We start from the raw sequence: 18,456 nt of genomic DNA, 5'->3' as shown, positions 1-18,456 counted from the left end.
ATACGGGAAAGTATGATGAATAATCTACAACTAGAAAAATTACTTAACGAAAAACTGTCTCCTCAGTTAATTAAAGATTACAGCCCTAACGGTTTGCAGGTTGAAGGCGCGACCGAGATAAACGTTGTGGTGACTGGTGTCACTGCCTCCCAAGCGTTGATCGATAAAGCCGTTGAGCTTAACGCCGATGCTTTGCTGGTGCATCACGGTTACTTTTGGAAAGGTGAACCGGAACCGATCCGAGGTATGAAGGGTAAGCGCATTCGTACCTTGATTAAAAATGACATCAATCTGTTCGGTTATCACTTGCCACTCGATATTCATCCTGAGCTGGGCAATAACGCTGAATTAGCCCGTCTGTTGGAGATTGAAGTAGAAGGTGGTCTTGAAGGGCATCCTCAATCAGTCGCAATGTTTGGTCGCTTAAAACAGCCTCTAACGGGGGCTCAGCTTGCGGAACGAATTAATCGAGCGCTAGATAGAGCCCCGTTGCATATTGCGCCTGACAACGCAGACAAGCTGATTGAAACGATTGGTTGGTGCACTGGTGGCGGTCAAGATTATATTGAACTGGCTGCGCAACATGGTTTAGATGCGTTTATCTCTGGTGAAATTTCAGAGCGCACGACTTACAGCGCGCGTGAGCTTGATATTCATTACTTTGCCGCCGGTCATCATGCAACAGAGCGTTACGGTATTAAAGCGCTGGGCGAGTGGTTAGCGGCTGAACATGACCTTGATGTGACCTTTATCGATATTGATAACCTGGTTTAGTGAGACCAAGCCGCAGAAATAGATAAACGGCTTTGTCGCACAAATGTCGAATCGATTACGGGGCCTGATTTGCATCAGGCAGAGCGAAGTCGAGAAGGCAAAAAAGAAAAGGGGTTGATGTTAAACATCAACCCCTTTTTGGTTTCTATTAATCAATGATTTTAACTATCGATTATTCACGTTCATGAATGGGTGCAAACTCACGCTGAGTTTGACCAGTATAGAGCTGACGTGGACGGCCGATACGGTTTGCAGGATCACTGTGCATTTCATTCCAATGTGCAATCCAGCCGATAGTACGAGACATGGCAAAGATAACGGTAAACATAGAAACGGGAATACCAATCGCTTTAAGAATGATACCTGAGTAGAAATCGACATTTGGGTAGAGTTTCTTCGACACAAAATACTCATCCGAAAGCGCAATACGCTCCAGCTCCATCGCTACATCCAGCAATGGGTCTTGAATATTCAGCTCAGTCAGGACTTCATGACATGCTTCACGCATGACAGTTGCACGAGGATCGTAGTTTTTGTAAACGCGGTGACCAAAGCCCATCAGACGGAATGGATCATCTTTGTCTTTCGCGCGTTCAACAAACTCCGGAATGTTATCGACACTGCCGATCTCTTCTAACATCTTCAAGCAAGCTTCATTTGCGCCGCCGTGAGCAGGGCCCCAAAGCGATGCAATACCCGCCGCGATACAAGCAAATGGGTTAGCACCTGATGAACCTGCAAGACGGACTGTTGAGGTTGATGCGTTTTGTTCGTGATCTGCGTGGAGTGTGAAAATTTTATCCATCGCACGCGCAACCACTGGATTGACTTCGTATTCTTCACATGGATTTGCAAACATCATGTGGAGGAAGTTTTCTGCGTAGTTTAGATCGTTACGTGGATAGATGAATGGCTGGCCGATGGAGTATTTGTAACACATGGCCGCCAATGTAGGCATTTTAGACAGCAGACGATAGGCTGCAATTTCACGGTGTACGTCGTTATTAATATCAAGTGAATCATGATAGAAGGCAGCGAGAGCACCAACAACACCACACATAACTGCCATTGGGTGAGCATCACGGCGGAAGCCATGGAAGAAGCTAGCAATTTGCTCATGCACCATTGTGTGGCGAGTAACGGTTGTCTTAAATCGTTCGTATTGCTCACGTGTAGGGGCTTCACCGTAAAGAAGAATATAACAGACTTCTAAATAATCAGCATTGTTTGCTAATTGATCGATAGGGAAGCCACGGTGTAATAACACACCTTTGCCGCCGTCAATGTAGGTGATTTGGGATTCACAAGATGCAGTGGCAAGAAAACCAGGATCAAAGGTAAAGTACCCATTTGCTCCAAGTTTGCGAACATCGATTACTTGGGGACCAATAGACCCCGCCATAATCGGCAGTTCGATCGGCGCTTTACCTTCAATATGAAGCGTCGCTTTCTTATCCGCCATAACAATCTCCTTTGTTTATTATTTAATCCATCCAGGATGTTTATGTGCCATTTTTGTACGTCTCTTCACGTACAAAGTCAATTATTCTCCTCTGATGTGTGCACTTGTTATTATTTTTTGCGCGTAATAAGTTAAAAAGCTGGTCTGTGTAGCAAAAATTGTTACACCAATTGTATTAGAATGTTGCCAACCGTATAGTGCTCGAGTGAAGTATAAGAGAAACCTAATAAATTCAAGGGTTGAAAGAAACTATTTTGATAGCCTTGAGTACGTTATTTAACAGAATTTTTACATTTTAGCGGCGGTATCGGATGGTTTGCTGTTAATTTAATGTTAAGTTTTATTGGGTTCAGCTCTGTATTTCTTTAATAACTATAAATGCTCTAGTGAGCTGAGTGAGCAAGCCCGTGAAAGAAAGAAAGTCAAGACCTGTAAACCTAGACTTGCAAACCATGCACTTTCCGATCACTGCTATCGCATCCATTGTCCATCGTGTGGCGGGTGTGATTACATTTGTAGCAGTCGGTATCCTGCTGTGGTTGCTGTCTCTATCTCTATCCTCTCCTGTAGGATTTAAGCAAGCGGCTGACCTAATTGATGGTTGGTTCGTTACCTTTATTCTGTGGGGAATCCTAACCGCTTTAGCCTACCACATTGTCGGTGGTGTTCGTCATTTGATGATGGACATGGGCTATTTTGAAGAACTCGACACTGGTGCATTAAGCGCGAAAGTCTCTTTTGCTGTGACTGCGGTGTTGTCGATACTTGCGGGGATAATGGTATGGTAAAAAACGTTTCATCCTTCGGTCGTAACGGTGTACATGATTTCCTGTTGATTCGTGTGACCGCCATTCTTATGACCTTATACACGATCTATTTGGTGAGCTTTTGTGCTTTCACCGATATCTCTTACGTTTCCTGGACTCAATTTTTCGCGGGGACCTTCACCAAAGCTTTTACTATGGTGACGCTCACTTGCATATTGATCCACGCTTGGATTGGCCTCTGGCAAGTTCTGACTGACTATATCAAATGCACTAAATTGCGTGGTGGTTTGCAAGTGGGTGTTGTGGCATTGCTATTAGGTTACTTCTTCTCTGGCCTATTTATTTTGTGGGGTGCGTAAGTGTCTATTCCAGTTCGTGAATTCGATGCCGTAGTAATCGGCGCAGGTGGTGCAGGCATGCGTGCGGCACTGCAAATTTCTGAGCAGGGCCTGTCATGTGCGCTGCTATCTAAGGTTTTCCCAACTCGTTCTCATACCGTATCTGCTCAAGGTGGTATTACGGTAGCGCTAGGTAATGCGCACGAAGATCATTGGGAACAGCATATGTACGATACCGTAAAAGGCTCCGATTACATCGGTGACCAAGACGCGATCGAATACATGTGTAAAAACGGCCCTGAATCGGTGATTGAACTTGAGAAGATGGGACTGCCGTTTTCTCGTTTCGATAACGGTACGATTTATCAGCGCCCGTTTGGTGGCCAGTCGAAGAACTTCGGTGGTGAGCAAGCCGCGCGCACAGCGGCGGCCGCTGACCGTACTGGCCATGCACTATTGCATACCTTGTATCAACAAAACATCAAGCATAAAACCACCGTCTTTTCAGAGTGGTATGCGCTTGATTTAGTGAAAAATGAAGACGGTGCCATTCTTGGTTGTACTGCACTTTGCATGGAAACCGGCGAGGTGTGCTATTTCAAATCGAAAGCCACTATTCTGGCTACAGGTGGCGCAGGGCGTATTTATGCCTCGACCACCAACGCGCACATTAATACCGGTGATGGTGTGGGCATGGCGATTCGTGCTGGCGTACCAATGCAAGACATTGAAATGTGGCAGTTCCACCCAACGGGTATCGCAGGCGCAGGTGTATTGGTGACAGAAGGTTGTCGCGGTGAAGGTGGCTACTTACTGAATAAAGATGGCGAACGATTCATGGAGCGCTATGCACCGAATGCCAAAGACTTGGCAGGGCGTGATGTGGTTGCTCGTTCAATGATGATCGAGATCCGTGAAGGCCGAGGCTGTGATGGCCCGTGGGGTCCACACATCAAACTGAAATTGGATCACCTGGGTAAAGAAACATTGGAGTCTCGTCTTCCAGGGGTTTGTGAGTTATCACGTACTTTTGCTCACGTTGATCCGGTCAAAGAGCCAATTCCAGTTATTCCTACTTGTCACTATATGATGGGGGGCGTGCCAACACAGGTCTCTGGTCAAGCGATTAAGCAAGACGAAGCCGGTAATGATGTTGAAATCCAAGGTCTGTTTGCGTGTGGTGAAATCGCTTCGGTATCGGTGCATGGCGCCAACCGTTTGGGAGGCAACTCGCTACTTGACCTTGTCGTATTCGGGCGAGCAACAGGCTTACATTTAGGTGAAGTTCTGGATAAGCAAGCAGAGGCGAAGCCTGCAACGGATGAAGACATTGAGCGTTCACTTGAGCGTTATAACCGTTGGGAAAACAGTACTGATGGTGAAGACCCTGCTCAAATTCGTAAAGATCTACAGCAGTGCATGCAAAATAACTTCTCCGTCTTCCGTGAAGGTGATGCGATGGCGAAAGGTCTTGAGGAACTTAAGGTTATTCGAGATCGCTTGAAGAATGCTTATCTTGCGGATAAGTCTACCGAGTTTAACACTCAGCGCATTGAGTGCCTTGAGCTAGAAAACTTGATGGAAACCGCCTACGCGACAGCGGTAGCGGCGAACTTCCGTACAGAAAGTCGTGGTGCACATGCTCGATTTGACTTCCCTGATAGGGATGATGAGCAATGGTTATGTCACTCCATCTACAACCCTGAGACAGAGTCAATGTCTAAGCGTGGTGTGAACATGGAACCTGTCCATCGTGAAGCTTTTCCGCCGAAAGCACGTACATACTAAGGGAGGATAGATGATGAAAATGAACTTCTCTTTGTATCGTTACAATCCCGATACAGACGATAAACCTTTTATGAAGGACTACATTCTTGAGGTAGAAGAAGGCTCAGACATGATGCTTTTGGATGCGCTGATCCTACTTAAAGAACAAGACCCGACGATATCATTCCGCCGTTCATGTCGCGAAGGCGTCTGTGGCTCCGATGGTATGAACATGAATGGCAAGAATGGACTTGCGTGTGTGACGCCATTGTCCGCGCTGGCGGGCGATAAGATTGTCATCCGTCCGCTACCCGGCTTGCCGGTAGTGCGTGATCTTATCGTCGATATGACTCAGTTTTATGATAACTACGCGAAAGTAAAACCGTTTTTGGTGGCTGATGACGCATTGCCACCGTCACGTGAAAACTTGCAACTACCGGAAGAGCGAGCGCATCTTGATGGTTTGTATGAATGCATTATGTGTGCATGTTGTACGACCTCGTGCCCTTCTTTCTGGTGGAATCCTGATAAGTTTATCGGCCCGGCTGGGTTGTTAGCCGCTTATCGTTGGTTGATTGATAGTCGCGATACTGCAACAGAAGAAAGATTGTCCGATCTCGATGACGCTTTTAGTGTTTTTCGTTGCCATGGCATAATGAATTGTGTAAGTGTTTGTCCTAAGGGATTAAATCCGACGAAAGCAATCGGTCATATCAAAACAATGCTGGTTAATCGTTCGGTATAAACAGAACAAGCTTGCCGCTATTCAATGATTGAATAGCGGCCTATTACAAGCTCGGCATAGACCGCAGCAAACGTGAAAACTACTGGTTAAGGGAAAATATGCACAACGGTGTGATGAAGGCATGGCTCGAGTCCTCACACTTGGCTGGCGCCAATGCAACGTATGTAGAGGACCTCTACGAACTGTATCTAAGTGACCCCGACCTGGTAAGTGAAGAGTGGATTCGTGTATTTGAAGGGTTGCCGAAACCTACACAAGATGTAGTGGAACAACCCCATTCACGTGTTCGTGATTACTTCCGTCGACTCGCTCAAGAAACAAAGCATTACAATGTCCAAGTTAGCGACCCCGATGTCGATGCGAAACAAGTTAAAGTTCTTCAGCTGATCAATGCGTACCGTTTCCGCGGTCATGAGGCTGCAGAATTGGATCCTCTCGGTTTATGGAACCGACCTCCGGTGCTTGAGTTAGCGCCTTCGTACCATAATCTTACCGATGATGATTTAGAAGAAACCTTCAATGTCGGCTCTTTTGCGATTGGGCAAGAGACGATGCGTCTGAAAGATATCCTCTCCTCGTTAAAACAAATCTACTGTGGTTCGATTGGTGCAGAATACATGCACATTATCGACACTGAGCAAAAGCGTTGGATACAGCAACGTCTTGAGCCTGTAGTGGGTAAGCCGCAATTTACCGCTGAGGAGAAACGCGAGTTTCTTGACGAGTTGACCGCAGCAGAAGGTCTTGAACGTTATTTAGGCGCGAAATTCCCTGGCGCGAAGCGTTTCTCATTGGAAGGTGGCGATGCCATGATCCCGATGATGAAAGAGCTTATTCGCCATGCCGGTAAAAGCGGTATGCGTGAAGTCGTGATTGGTATGGCCCACCGTGGCCGTCTGAATATGCTGGTCAACGTTCTGGGTAAAAAACCGCAAGATCTGTTTGATGAATTTGCCGGTAAGCATGGTGAATCATGGGGTACTGGCGATGTGAAATATCACCAAGGCTTCTCTGCGGATTTCGCCACACCGGGTGGTGATGTTCACTTAGCTTTGGCATTTAACCCATCGCACCTTGAGATTGTTAACCCTGTGGTGATGGGCTCGGTTCGCGCGCGTCAAGATCGCTTAGGCGATAGAGATGGCAGTACGGTACTACCAATCACCATCCATGGCGATTCAGCAATTGCTGGCCAAGGTGTTGTGGCAGAAACCTTCAACATGTCGCAAGCTCGTGGTTATAGAGTTGGTGGTACGGTACGCGTTGTCGTCAATAACCAAGTTGGTTTTACGACGTCAAATCCACGCGATATGCGCTCAACAATGTACTGTACTGACATCGCGAAGATGGTACAGGCGCCAATTTTCCACGTGAACGCCGATGATCCTGAAGCGGTGGCATTCGTGACTCGAATTGCACTTGATTACCGCAATGAGTTCAAGCGCGACGTGGTGATTGATTTGGTTTGTTACCGACGCCATGGCCATAACGAAGCCGATGAGCCGAATGCGACTCAGCCGCTGATGTATCAAAAAATCAAAAAACACCCAACACCACGTAAACTTTACGCCGATGTGCTTATCGAACGCGGTGATTACGATATTGAAACGGCGACTCAAATGGTCAATGAGTATCGTGATGCGCTCGATCGCGGTGAAGTGGTCGTAAAAGAATGGCGCCCAATGGCATTGCATTCTGTCGACTGGTCTCCGTATCTTGGTCATGATTGGGATACTCAGTGGAATAGCCAATATGGCAAAGAGCGCTTGCTCGAATTGGGTCATCGCTTATGCCAAGTACCGGAAAGCCACAAGTTACAGAGCCGAGTGAATAAGCTCTATAACGATCGTATCTCGATGATGAATGGCGAGAAAGCGGTAGATTGGGGCATGGCTGAAACATTGGCTTACGCCACGTTAGTCGACGATGGCAAGCGCATCCGTATTTCGGGTCAAGATGCCGGCCGTGGTACGTTCTTCCATCGCCACTCTGTACTGCACAACCAAACAGATGCGAGCACTTACATCCCATTAGCCAATGTGCATGATAAGCAGGGGCCTTTCCAAGTGATTGACTCGGTACTGTCTGAAGAAGCGGTATTGGCTTTTGAATATGGCTATGCAACCGCAGAACCCGGTGGCCTAACGATTTGGGAAGCACAGTTTGGTGATTTTGCTAACGGTGCCCAAGTCGTAATCGACCAATTTATTTCATCGGGTGAGCAAAAATGGGCACGTCTATGTGGCCTAACCATGCTGCTTCCACACGGTTATGAAGGTCAAGGTCCTGAGCACTCTTCAGCACGTCTAGAGCGTTACTTACAATTGTGTGCAGAGCAGAACATGCAAGTTGTCGTACCTTCGACGCCTGCGCAGGTTTACCACATGATTCGCCGCCAGGTTGTGCGTCCGATGCGTCGTCCTTTGATCGTTATGTCGCCTAAATCTCTGCTGCGCCATCCATTGTGTACGTCGAGTTTAGAAGATTTGTCTGATGGCACATTCTTACCCGCTATCCCTGAAATTGATGCTCTAGATGCCAGCCAAGTTAAGCGCGTCGTATTCTGTTCAGGCAAGGTGTATTACGACCTACTTGAGCAGCGTCGTAAAGACGAGCGCAATAATGTGGCGATTGTTCGTATTGAGCAGCTTTACCCATTCCCATTGGAAGAGGTCAAAGCGGCGATAGAAGCGTATAGCAATGTCGAAGATTTCGTTTGGTGTCAGGAAGAACCACAAAACCAAGGTGCTTGGTATTGTAGCCAACATAATTTCATTGCAGCGATTCCTGCGGGTAAAGCGTTGAAATACGCCGGTCGCCCAGCATCGGCATCACCAGCAGTGGGTTATATGTCGGTTCACCTGAAACAACAAAAAGCATTGGTTGAAGAGGCTCTGATCATCGGTGTGAACACCTCAGATTCTAAAACCGCGAATAAAGAACTAGAAGTATAAGGAAGATAGAAATGACAATTGAAATTCTGGTTCCAGATTTACCTGAATCAGTCGCTGACGCAACGGTTGCGACTTGGCATAAACAACCCGGCGATATCGTTGCTCGTGACGATGTGTTAGTTGACATTGAAACCGACAAAGTTGTCCTTGAAGTGCCAGCGCCAGAAGCAGGTGTATTGGAAGCGATTATAGAAGTTGAAGGTGCGACGGTTTTATCAAAGCAACTTCTCGCAAAAATTAAACCGGGTGCTGTGGCGGGTGAGCCAACAACAGATACGACGGAAGAATCACAAGCCTCACCAGATAAGCGCCACAAAGCGTCTTTAACGGAAGAGAGCAATGATTCACTCAGTCCTGCCGTTCGTCGCTTGTTGGCTGAGCATGGTCTTGAAGCGAATCAAGTGAAAGGCACCGGTGTCGGTGGTCGTATTACGCGTGAAGACATTGATGCGCATTTGGCGAGCGCAAAAGCGGCGCCAGCAGTACAAGAAAGTGCAGCGCCAGCGCCTGCCGCGGCGCGCAGCCAAAAACGTGTGCCTATGACACGTCTACGCAAGACCGTCGCAAACCGCTTGCTTGAAGCGAAGAACAGTACGGCGATGTTGACCACGTTTAATGAAGTCAACATGAAACCAATCATGGACTTGCGTGCACAGTACCAAGAGCAGTTTGAAAAGCGTCATGGTATTCGATTGGGCTTTATGTCGTTCTATGTTAAAGCCGTAACGGAAGCCTTAAAACGCTACCCAGAAGTGAATGCATCGATCGACGGTGAAGATATCGTTTACCACAACTACTTCGATATCAGCATGGCCGTTTCTACGCCTCGCGGCCTCGTCACGCCAGTATTGAAAGACTGCGATACGCTAGGATTCGCGGAAGTAGAAAAAGGCATTAAAGAGCTCGCAATCAAAGGTCGTGACGGAAAGTTAACGGTCGATGAATTGATGGGGGGGAACTTTACTATCACCAATGGTGGTGTGTTTGGTTCACTCATGTCGACGCCAATCATCAACCCGCCGCAATCGGCTATCTTGGGTATGCATAAGATTCAAGATCGTCCAATGGCGGTTAATGGCAATGTTGAAATCTTACCAATGATGTATTTGGCATTGTCTTATGACCACCGTTTAATCGATGGCCGTGAGTCAGTGGGCTTCCTTGTAACCATTAAAGAGTTACTTGAAGACCCAGCACGTCTCTTGTTAGACGTTTAGTATCGCTGAAACGTCGAGTTATCTCTGATAGCTCGACGCTTAAAGTGCCCGAGGCTAGACTAGCTCAACGGTCCGGCCTTCATTTGAATCGTATTGCGATTGATTTGAGAAGACCATGCAGACGTAAAAACAGTGCTCAAACTGTGACGTTATGGAAATAATAAATCCCCTGAGGGAATAATAAACGGAATATCAAAATGAATTTGCATGAATACCAAGCCAAACAGCTGTTTGCAGAATTCGGTTTGCCTGTGCCAGAAGGCTACGCTTGTGACACACCACAAGAAGCATTTGAAGCGGCAGGCCGTATTAGTACTGAGAAGAAAGTCGTTAAATGTCAGGTTCACGCTGGTGGCCGCGGTAAAGCGGGCGGCGTTGAATTGCATGATACGAAAGATGGCGTAAAAGAATTTGCGCAAAAGTGGCTAGGTAAAAACCTCGTTACTTACCAGACTGACGCCAATGGTCAGCCGGTATCGAAAATCCTAGTGGAAGAAGCGTCAAGCATTGCTAACGAGCTTTACCTAGGCGCGGTTGTTGACCGTTCGACTCAACGTATTGTATTCATGGCTTCAACCGAAGGTGGCGTTGAAATTGAAAAAGTGGCGGAAGAAACGCCAGAACTGATTCATAAAGCCGCCATTGATCCTCTTGTGGGTCCGCAGGCTTATCAAGGCCGCGAGCTCGCATTCAAACTAGGCCTTAAAGGCGACCAAATTAAACAGTTCGTTAAGATCTTTATTGGTCTTGGCGAGATGTTCGCGCAATACGATCTTGCGTTACTGGAAATCAACCCTCTGGTTATTACTGGCGATGACAACCTATTGTGTCTCGATGGTAAAATTAATATCGATTCAAATGCCCTCTACCGTCAGCCAAAATTACGTGAAATGCACGATCCTTCGCAAGAAGATGAGCGTGAAGCGCACGCGGCTCAGTGGGAGCTTAATTATGTTGCTCTTGATGGCAACATCGGTTGTATGGTGAATGGTGCAGGCCTCGCAATGGGCACGATGGATATCGTCAATCTACACGGTGGCCAACCTGCGAACTTCCTTGATGTCGGCGGCGGTGCCACCAAAGAGCGCGTAACGGAAGCATTCAAAATTATCCTTTCTGACAGCAATGTAAAAGCGGTCTTCGTCAATATCTTTGGTGGTATTGTACGTTGTGACTTGATTGCCGAAGGCATTATTGGTGCTGTTGAAGAAGTGGGTGTGGAAGTTCCGGTTGTCGTGCGCCTTGAAGGTAACAACGCGCCATTAGGCTCGCAAAAACTGGCTGAAAGTGGCCTAAACATCATTGCGGCAAATTCTCTATCAGAAGCTGCAGAAAAAGTCGTAGCGGCAGCGGAGGGCAAATAATGTCAGTACTAATTAACAAAGATACCAAGGTTATTTGTCAAGGTTTCACCGGTGGTCAGGGAACATTCCACTCTGAACAAGCGATCGCTTACGGAACAAAAATGGTGGGCGGGGTATCACCAGGTAAAGGTGGCCAAATGCACCTTGGTCTTCCCGTTTTTAACACGGTACGCGACGCGGTTGAAGTGACGGGTGCAACGGCATCGGTGATTTATGTACCAGCGCCATTCTGTAAAGATGCGATTTTAGAAGCGATCGATGCGGGTATCAAACTGATCGTGACCATTACAGAAGGTATTCCAACGCTTGATTTACTAGATGTCAAAGTGCGTCTTGATGAGGCGGGCGTAGTGATGATCGGTCCAAACTGTCCGGGCGTGATTACACCAGATGAATGTAAGATTGGTATCATGCCGGGTCACATTCATAAGAAAGGTAAAGTGGGTATTGTGTCTCGTTCTGGGACATTGACTTACGAAGCCGTTAAGCAAACCACCGATGAAGGTTTTGGTCAGTCAACGTGTGTTGGTATCGGTGGTGATCCAATTCCAGGCTCAAACTTTATCGACATTTTGAAACTGTTCCAAGCGGACCCTGAAACGGAAGCGATCGTAATGATCGGTGAAATCGGTGGTACGGCGGAAGAGGAAGCGGCTGCGTTTATCAAGGACAACGTCACTAAGCCGGTTGTTTCGTATATTGCGGGTGTGACGGCTCCTCCGGGTAAGCGCATGGGGCATGCTGGCGCGATTATCTCTGGTGGTAAAGGCACCGCAGAAGATAAATTCGCAGCGCTTGAAGCGGCGGGTGTTAAGACGGTGAAGTCTTTGGCTGATATCGGCAAAGCATTACGTGAGGTCACGGGTTGGTAATACCAAACATGTGATCAGTGCTGCTCGCTCTGAGTCTTCAGATTGCGCGGTCAATAAAAAGGCTTGGCATTGTGCCAAGCCTTTTTGCATTTCAGGGCCTTATCTAGAATCGTGTGGCCTTCTATTGGGCGAGTTTTGCTTCCAATGCGCTCAGTCGAGATTGCAGGTCAAGAATTTGCGCTTCTAATTGAGTAATGCGACTGTCTTCTGATTGTGGGGCGGCCGCCACTTCAATTTTGGGTATTCTGTTTGAGCTTTTCCAACTTTTAATGGTGCCGATGAGGGCAGGGATTGGGACTGACGTTTTTAATCGGCTTTTGACTAATGCGACGGTCGGTTCTTTGCCTTCTGCAATTAATGCGGTGATGACTTGCTCAAGTTCTAAGCTGATATCTTTGGTGAGCATGTGAGGTCCTTGTTAGCACTTTACTACCAATCAACACGGGGCTTTGGCCATTTTTGGAAAATATCTGACCGCTTATCCTGATTGGTATAAACATCGATGTTAATGACTGATTTCATCATACTGGCTCGTGCTCAATTAGGCGAATGGAAAAATGCTCAATCGCGTGTGAGAGATCGCTTACAAATGGTGTGAGATAAATAACGTAATGGCATTGGTTGAGGTCTTATTTATAACCTTAAGCTTATGATTTATTAGGTTTTGACTGTTTATTGTTCTAGGGGGTAATTTAAAAGTGTGACATGGTGCAATTGTTTATGACCAAGATTCGCGTAAATTACTCTGTGTCGAACGGAGTTTGACAAGGAAATCAAATCACTAAGGATGTGATTATCTTCAGGATGAAGATTTTAAGTTCGGAAGGAACCACGAACTTAGCATGGAGCTTGGAGAGAAAAGGATCTCACTGTGTCGAGGATGACACGGGCAAGGACTGCTTAGGACATCTCTAGGATAGAGAAAGGACAGCATTAGGACGATGCCAGGGACACCGCTCAAGGATCAAGTGATGTGCGCTAACGGGGATGGTTAGCTTATAGGAATTAAGGACACCGCTAGGATAGCGATGGACGGAAATTACTGAAGGATTCAGTAGCTATTACGGATGATGCATGGAGCATTTTCAGTAGCTGGATTGCTGCGAGTAAGACTATAGCCCCGATACTTATGTGTCGGGGCTTTTCTTCTTACGGTAAAAAAATAAAAAAACTAACGACGTCAATCAAATCCATAATTATAAAAATAGTATTTAAATAAACTTGTACGGCTAACTCAATCAATAAAATCGGCTTAAGTCCCTTCTGATTTCAGAAGTATTTGCTATACATAATTTTCAAACAAGGAATTGTTGTGACGATCGTAACTCGCCGTGCGTTATTAATACCTTATAACGAGTCGCTCCAATCGGACTTTTTGGTGCTCAATTGCTGCGCCAAAAATCGTGCGCATATGAATGGCCCACACACTGTTGCCACTGCTAAGCAGATCTTTCAAAAACTCCTTAATGATGAAAACTCCTACGCTAGAGCAGTGCTTGATAGCCGAACTCGAGACTACATGGGGCACATTGTGATCAGTCATCTCGATTCGCAACCTGAGCTTAGTTATATTTTTGATAAAGCGTACTGGGGACAAGGGATTGCGTTTGAATCACTGAAAGCGTTTTTTGGCAAGGCGGTAAGAGATTTGAATCTTCATCAAGTTAAGGCTACCTCGACGATCGACCATCAAGCCTCGATACAATTACTCGATAAATTGGGTTTTGAATTTAAGGGCCAATATGACGATGATTTTGGCCCTTATTACGAGTATCAGTTTACATACGATGAGGTGGCAGATGAAACTTCACTATATGGAAACCTTGCATAATCAGTTGGCCTTGGTAGCAATCATCGCCAAGCGCTGAAAATTCAAACTGATAAATACTATGCCAACGCCAGACTCCGTCTGGCGTTTTGATTTTATGCGTTTTCAATGCGGTGCTGATCAATTGTAATTCCAATTGGTCACATTTGCGTTGAATGGCCGTTTTGGCTAATTCAGATTGGCGGCGTTGCTGCCAAAAGAGCATGCAGACGAAGCATAATGCCAAAATAGCCAGTAGATCAGAAATCATAGGTTTTCTCGTCTTAAGCCTTGGTTGCTTGCTGCAGTTTTAGCAACGCATTGGCCAGTTCTGGCGATGGTGATGAATGCAACAGTGGCAATAGAACCATGCGTAATTCAGGCAGCATGACTAAGTCGGCAAAGAGTTGATTAAACAGTGCTTGATTCCCCGTTTGCGCTAAACGTAGAAGAAACTGCTCTGCAGTCTCGGCATTGGCCAGTAGGTGCCAGCAGCGACCCGCAATCCCAATGAGAACCTCTTGATGGCTTAAGCGAGGATGGGCCAAAATAGCATCAATAATGGGGGCTGAAAGGCTTGTGTCAGCGCCCGCTAAAGCGCGTGCGTAGGCAGAAAGTAAAAATAAATCTGGATTTTGGCTATCCATTTCAATGCGCGCAAGTTCTGCGATACGGCTAGCGAGTTTGTCTTTTATGTCGACATGCTCAAGCGCGCCCAACGTTGCATACAAAGGTTCATTAGGTAAGTGCTTCAGCGCATTGCGGACCATGACACCATTTTCTTCTTGGCCTAAACGAGCGCACATATCGGTGATGCCTTGCAGACCAACCGTTTGCCATTTATCCCAACCAAGACCACCAGAGAAATAGTGCTGAGCATGCTCATAATATTGGCTGCACGTTAGATCCAGTGTGGCGCGAATTTGGCTATGAAACACCGCCATCTTTTCTTCGGCGGGTTTAAAGGTGTAAGGATTGTTGGCTAATTTTTGTTGCTGATCCTCATTCATCTCTTGATTCAAGCGTGTTCCCATCGCTTCGAGTACATACTTAATAAAGTTGCCAACGTCGGTTTGTTTTAATAGGCCGCGCTCATCGAGTTCAAATTTAAGAAACCAAATCCAAGGCTGTTTCGCTTCGTTCCAATACGCAATAGCAAGATGGGCCTTACGTTGCATCGGATAAGGGTAAGGTTGTTGACCCAATTCAATATCCGCGAAGGTTTGGTTTGAAATCGTTTTAATTCGACGCCCCAAATCAAAAATTTGGTAATGACAGCCGCTGTTTTTTAACAGTTCACTTAAGGTATGAATCGTATCCATGGAAGACTTTTCCTAACTTTCTTTACCTTATAGATGGTACTCTATGCGCTATTTTCAAGGTCCTCGACAAAGATAAATGAAACAAGATATTCCTTTGATCGCATTATTAGATGAGCTCGAGCTGCAAATGCACTCACTCGGTTGTTGGCAAAGCGAAGCGCCGTCTGCAGAAGCATTAGCGAGCACAGAGCCTTTTGCCATTGATACACTTGAACCTCAGCAATGGCTGCAATGGATCTTTTTACCTAAGATCCGCGCGATGATTAATGCTCAACAATCGGTTCCTTCAGGTTTCTCTATGGTGGGCTATTTTGAGCAGAGTTGGCAGCAGCAAGCGCAATACGCCGCTTTACTTACGGTGATCCGCCGAATTGATCAAGAGGTCGCTTAGATGTTAGAAATCATTTATCAGGACGAATACTTTGTCGCGGTGAATAAACCGGCCGGAATGTTGGTGCACCGCAGTTGGCTCGATAAGCATGAAACACAATTTGCGATGCAGACGTTGCGCGATCAAATTGGTCAGCATGTGTTTCCTTTGCATCGATTAGATCGCCCAACGTCCGGCGTTTTGGTGTTTGGTTTGTCGAGTGAGATTGCCTCGAAAATGATGCCAATCTTTGCCAATCATGAGATGAAGAAAACGTATCATGCGGTGGTACGTGGTTGGATTGAAGAAGCGGGGCGTCTTGATTACGCATTGAAAGTTGATCTGGACAAAATTGCCGATAAATTTGCCAAGCAAGATCAAGAAGCACAAGAAGCGATAACGGATTATATCCCACTAGCAAAAGTGGAAGTGCCTCATTCAACGGGCAAGTTCCCGACAACGCGTTATAGCATGGTTGAATTGAGCCCTTTGACTGGCCGTAAACATCAGTTACGCCGCCATATGGCTCACCTACGCCATCCTATTGTCGGAGATACGACGCATGGTGAAGGGCGCCATAATCGCTTATTCAATAATGTTTATGATTCGCACCGTTTGTTGTTGCATGCTGCGTCGTTGGAGTTTATCCACCCTTATACACAGCAAAAACTCACGATCAGTGCCGGGTTTGATGAAACATGGCATAAGCTCTGTGATGAATTTGAATGGGCGCTGCCAAGCCTCACCGCAACCGCATAACGCGCACAAAAAAGCCCTCAAACTGAGGGCTTTTTAACATCAATCAAATCGCGGGTTATTTTGCGATGTATTGGCGAATCGAGTGTTCAATACCTTGGCTATCTAAACCAAGATCGGCATACAGTTCTTCCTGTGTGCCTTGCGGTACAAAGTAATCGGGTAAACCAAGGTTTAGTACCGGTTTTAGGATCTTTTCATGCATCATGAACTCAATCACGCCCGCACCCGCACCGCCTGCAATCGCATTTTCTTCTAGCGTCACCAGTACATCGTGATCGGCGGCAAGTTGCTTAATCAATTCATGATCAAGTGGTTTAGCAAAGCGCATATCCGCAACGGTCGCGTTTAGCTTTTCTGCCGCTTCTAGTGCGCTTGGCATGAAGGTGCCAAAGTTCAGAATGGCCACTTTTTCGCCTTGACGTACCAAGCGACCTTTACCGATTTCCAATGCCGTAAATGTTTGCTCGATCTCGGTGCCCATACCACTCCCACGAGGGTAACGCACGGCACTTGGGCCGGTGTGAGTATGACCCGTGTAGAGCATTTGACGACATTCGTTTTCATCGCTTGGCGTCATGATCACCATGTTCGGGATACAGCGCATAAAGCTAATATCAAACGCACCTTGGTGAGTTTGGCCATCAGCGCCAACCAAACCGGCACGGTCAATGGCGAACATCACCGGTAAGTCCATAATCGCGACGTCGTGGATTAATTGATCATAGCCACGCTGTAAAAACGTCGAGTAGATAGCAACAATTGGATGATTGCCCGCAATCGCCATGCCCGTCGCGAGAGTGACCGCATGCTGCTCTGCAATCGCAACATCAAAGTATTGCTCTGGGAATTCTTTAGAGAAGCGCACCATGCCAGAACCTTCACGCATAGCCGGCGTGATCGCCATCAGCTTAGGATCTTGCGCAGCCATATCGCATAAAAAGTCACCAAAAATCTTGGAGAAACTTGGCTTACTGCTACTGCTTTTTGGCAAGCTTGAGTGGCTTGGGTCAAATTTCGGCACGCCATGGTAACCAATCGGATCTTTCTCCGCAGGTTCATAGCCTTTGCCTTTTTTGGTCATGATGTGTAGAAATTGCGGACCTTTCAGCTCACGCATATTCTTCAGCGTTTTCACCAGCTCAATCACATCGTGACCATCCACTGGACCGATATAGTTAAAACCAAGCTCTTCAAATAGTGTGCCTGGAATCATCATGCCTTTTAGGTGTTCTTCTGTACGTCGTACTAATTCTTTGATTGGCGGTACGCCAGAAAGTACGCGTTTGCCGCCTTCGCGGATCGAGGTATAGAAGTTACCAGAAAGCAGTTGAGCTAAGTGGTTATTGAGTGCGCCAACGTTTTCAGAAATCGACATTTCATTGTCGTTCAGGATCACCAACATATCCGGATGAATGTCACCGGCGTGGTTCATCGCCTCAAACGCCATACCAGCAGTGATCGCACCATCACCAATGACACTGACCACTTTGCGGTTCTGTGCTTCTTTGTGTGCGCTGATCGCCATACCAAGTGCAGCACTGATAGACGTTGATGAGTGACCGACAGAAAGCGTGTCGTATTCGCTTTCTCCGCGCCAAGGGAACGGATGTAGACCATTTTTTTGGCGAATAGTCGACAGTTGCTCGCGGCGACCAGTAAGAATTTTGTGTGGATAAGCTTGATGGCCTACGTCCCAAATGAGTTGGTCAAACGGGGTTTTATAGACGTAGTGAAGCGCCACGGTTAACTCTACCGTGCCTAATCCTGATGCCAAGTGGCCGCTCGACTGGCTGACCGAGTTCAAAAGATAGGTGCGTAGCTCATCACATAGCTTAGGCAGCACATCTTTCGGCAGGCTGCGCAGTTCATCTGGCGTATTTGCCAGTGCCAGTGTTGGGTACTTAGATATATCAAGAGTCATAGTATTGCGCGCTTATA

17 protein-coding genes are annotated in these 18,456 nt (G+C 46.7%); 12 read left to right on the top strand and 5 right to left on the bottom strand.

Annotated features, from left to right (window positions below):
• The first annotated feature begins 15 nt into the window (after positions 1-15).
• Complete coding sequence (locus OJ16_RS12695) at positions 16-774, top strand: Nif3-like dinuclear metal center hexameric protein (protein WP_040991237.1); 759 nt, start codon at positions 16-18, stop codon at positions 772-774.
• Between the two features lie 172 nt (positions 775-946).
• Here the strand turns inward: OJ16_RS12695 and OJ16_RS12690 are convergent, their stop codons facing one another.
• Positions 947-2,236, bottom strand: coding sequence for a citrate synthase (locus OJ16_RS12690; protein ID WP_040991235.1), 1,290 nt, complete (start codon positions 2,234-2,236; stop codon positions 947-949).
• Between the two features lie 395 nt (positions 2,237-2,631).
• On the opposite strand from OJ16_RS12690, the gene sdhC reads away from it, so the two are divergent.
• From sdhC to sucD, 8 genes are all read left to right on the top strand, one after another.
• The gene (gene sdhC, locus OJ16_RS12685; protein WP_040991233.1) at positions 2,632-3,024 is read left to right on the top strand and encodes a succinate dehydrogenase cytochrome b556 subunit; all 393 of its coding nucleotides are present in this window, start codon (positions 2,632-2,634) and stop codon (positions 3,022-3,024) included.
• The gene (gene sdhD, locus OJ16_RS12680; protein ID WP_040991231.1) at positions 3,018-3,362 is read left to right on the top strand and encodes a succinate dehydrogenase, hydrophobic membrane anchor protein; all 345 of its coding nucleotides are present in this window, start codon (positions 3,018-3,020) and stop codon (positions 3,360-3,362) included. Before sdhC ends, sdhD begins: the two co-directional genes overlap by 7 nt.
• Positions 3,363-5,129 carry a succinate dehydrogenase flavoprotein subunit gene (sdhA, locus tag OJ16_RS12675; protein ID WP_040991229.1) on the top strand — a complete coding sequence of 589 codons (1,767 nt, stop codon included), beginning with the start codon at positions 3,363-3,365 and terminating at the stop codon, positions 5,127-5,129.
• 13 nt (positions 5,130-5,142) lie between these two features.
• On the top strand, positions 5,143-5,853 hold the full coding sequence (locus OJ16_RS12670; protein WP_040991794.1) for a succinate dehydrogenase iron-sulfur subunit: 711 nt from the start codon (positions 5,143-5,145) through the stop codon (positions 5,851-5,853).
• Positions 5,854-5,951: 98 nt separating this feature from the next.
• Positions 5,952-8,807 (top strand): 2-oxoglutarate dehydrogenase E1 component, encoded by a 2,856-nt coding sequence (gene sucA / locus OJ16_RS12665; protein WP_040991227.1) that lies wholly within the window; start codon positions 5,952-5,954, stop codon positions 8,805-8,807.
• A gap of 11 nt (positions 8,808-8,818) precedes the next feature.
• Positions 8,819-10,024 carry a 2-oxoglutarate dehydrogenase complex dihydrolipoyllysine-residue succinyltransferase gene (gene odhB / locus OJ16_RS12660; RefSeq protein WP_040991225.1) on the top strand — a complete coding sequence of 402 codons (1,206 nt, stop codon included), beginning with the start codon at positions 8,819-8,821 and terminating at the stop codon, positions 10,022-10,024.
• Between the two features lie 197 nt (positions 10,025-10,221).
• A complete protein-coding gene (sucC, locus tag OJ16_RS12655) occupies positions 10,222-11,388 on the top strand; it encodes an ADP-forming succinate--CoA ligase subunit beta (RefSeq protein WP_005599007.1) in 1,167 nt (388 codons plus the stop codon).
• Complete coding sequence (sucD, locus tag OJ16_RS12650; protein WP_040991221.1) at positions 11,388-12,260, top strand: succinate--CoA ligase subunit alpha; 873 nt, start codon at positions 11,388-11,390, stop codon at positions 12,258-12,260. The genes sucC and sucD overlap by 1 nt, the downstream gene beginning before the upstream one ends.
• Before the next feature lie 121 nt (positions 12,261-12,381).
• On the opposite strand, the gene OJ16_RS12645 is transcribed toward sucD, so the two are convergent.
• Positions 12,382-12,666: a hypothetical protein gene (locus tag OJ16_RS12645; protein ID WP_040991219.1), complete on the bottom strand. Its 285-nt coding sequence runs from the start codon at positions 12,664-12,666 to the stop codon at positions 12,382-12,384.
• Between the two features lie 906 nt (positions 12,667-13,572).
• Between OJ16_RS12645 and OJ16_RS12640 the strand changes: the two genes are divergently transcribed.
• On the top strand, positions 13,573-14,091 hold the full coding sequence (locus OJ16_RS12640) for a GNAT family N-acetyltransferase (protein WP_040991217.1): 519 nt from the start codon (positions 13,573-13,575) through the stop codon (positions 14,089-14,091).
• Here OJ16_RS12640 and OJ16_RS12635 read toward each other — a convergent pair.
• Both OJ16_RS12635 and OJ16_RS12630 read right to left on the bottom strand, forming a co-directional pair.
• Positions 14,039-14,338, bottom strand: coding sequence for a DUF3301 domain-containing protein (locus OJ16_RS12635; protein WP_040991215.1), 300 nt, complete (start codon positions 14,336-14,338; stop codon positions 14,039-14,041). The two genes, OJ16_RS12640 and OJ16_RS12635, sit on opposite strands and share 53 nt — an antisense overlap.
• Positions 14,339-14,351: 13 nt before the next feature.
• The gene (locus OJ16_RS12630) at positions 14,352-15,389 is read right to left on the bottom strand and encodes a DUF3549 family protein (protein ID WP_040991213.1); all 1,038 of its coding nucleotides are present in this window, start codon (positions 15,387-15,389) and stop codon (positions 14,352-14,354) included.
• A gap of 76 nt (positions 15,390-15,465) precedes the next feature.
• Between OJ16_RS12630 and OJ16_RS12625 the strand changes: the two genes are divergently transcribed.
• Positions 15,466-15,780, top strand: coding sequence for a YqcC family protein (locus OJ16_RS12625; RefSeq protein ID WP_040991212.1), 315 nt, complete (start codon positions 15,466-15,468; stop codon positions 15,778-15,780).
• Positions 15,781-16,518 carry a tRNA pseudouridine(65) synthase TruC gene (truC, locus tag OJ16_RS12620; protein WP_040991210.1) on the top strand — a complete coding sequence of 246 codons (738 nt, stop codon included), beginning with the start codon at positions 15,781-15,783 and terminating at the stop codon, positions 16,516-16,518.
• Positions 16,519-16,573: 55 nt separating this feature from the next.
• On the opposite strand, the gene dxs is transcribed toward truC, so the two are convergent.
• Positions 16,574-18,439, bottom strand: a complete 1,866-nt coding sequence (gene dxs / locus OJ16_RS12615) for a 1-deoxy-D-xylulose-5-phosphate synthase (protein ID WP_040991208.1) — start codon at positions 18,437-18,439, stop codon at positions 16,574-16,576.
• Between the last annotated feature and the right edge of the window lie 17 nt (positions 18,440-18,456).

It is taken from the genome of Vibrio renipiscarius (assembly GCF_000827885.1).
In the GTDB taxonomy this organism is placed as follows: domain Bacteria; phylum Pseudomonadota; class Gammaproteobacteria; order Enterobacterales; family Vibrionaceae; genus Vibrio; species Vibrio renipiscarius.
Note: the sequence above shows the minus strand (reverse complement) of the source record. Positions and strands in the feature narration are given on the sequence as shown.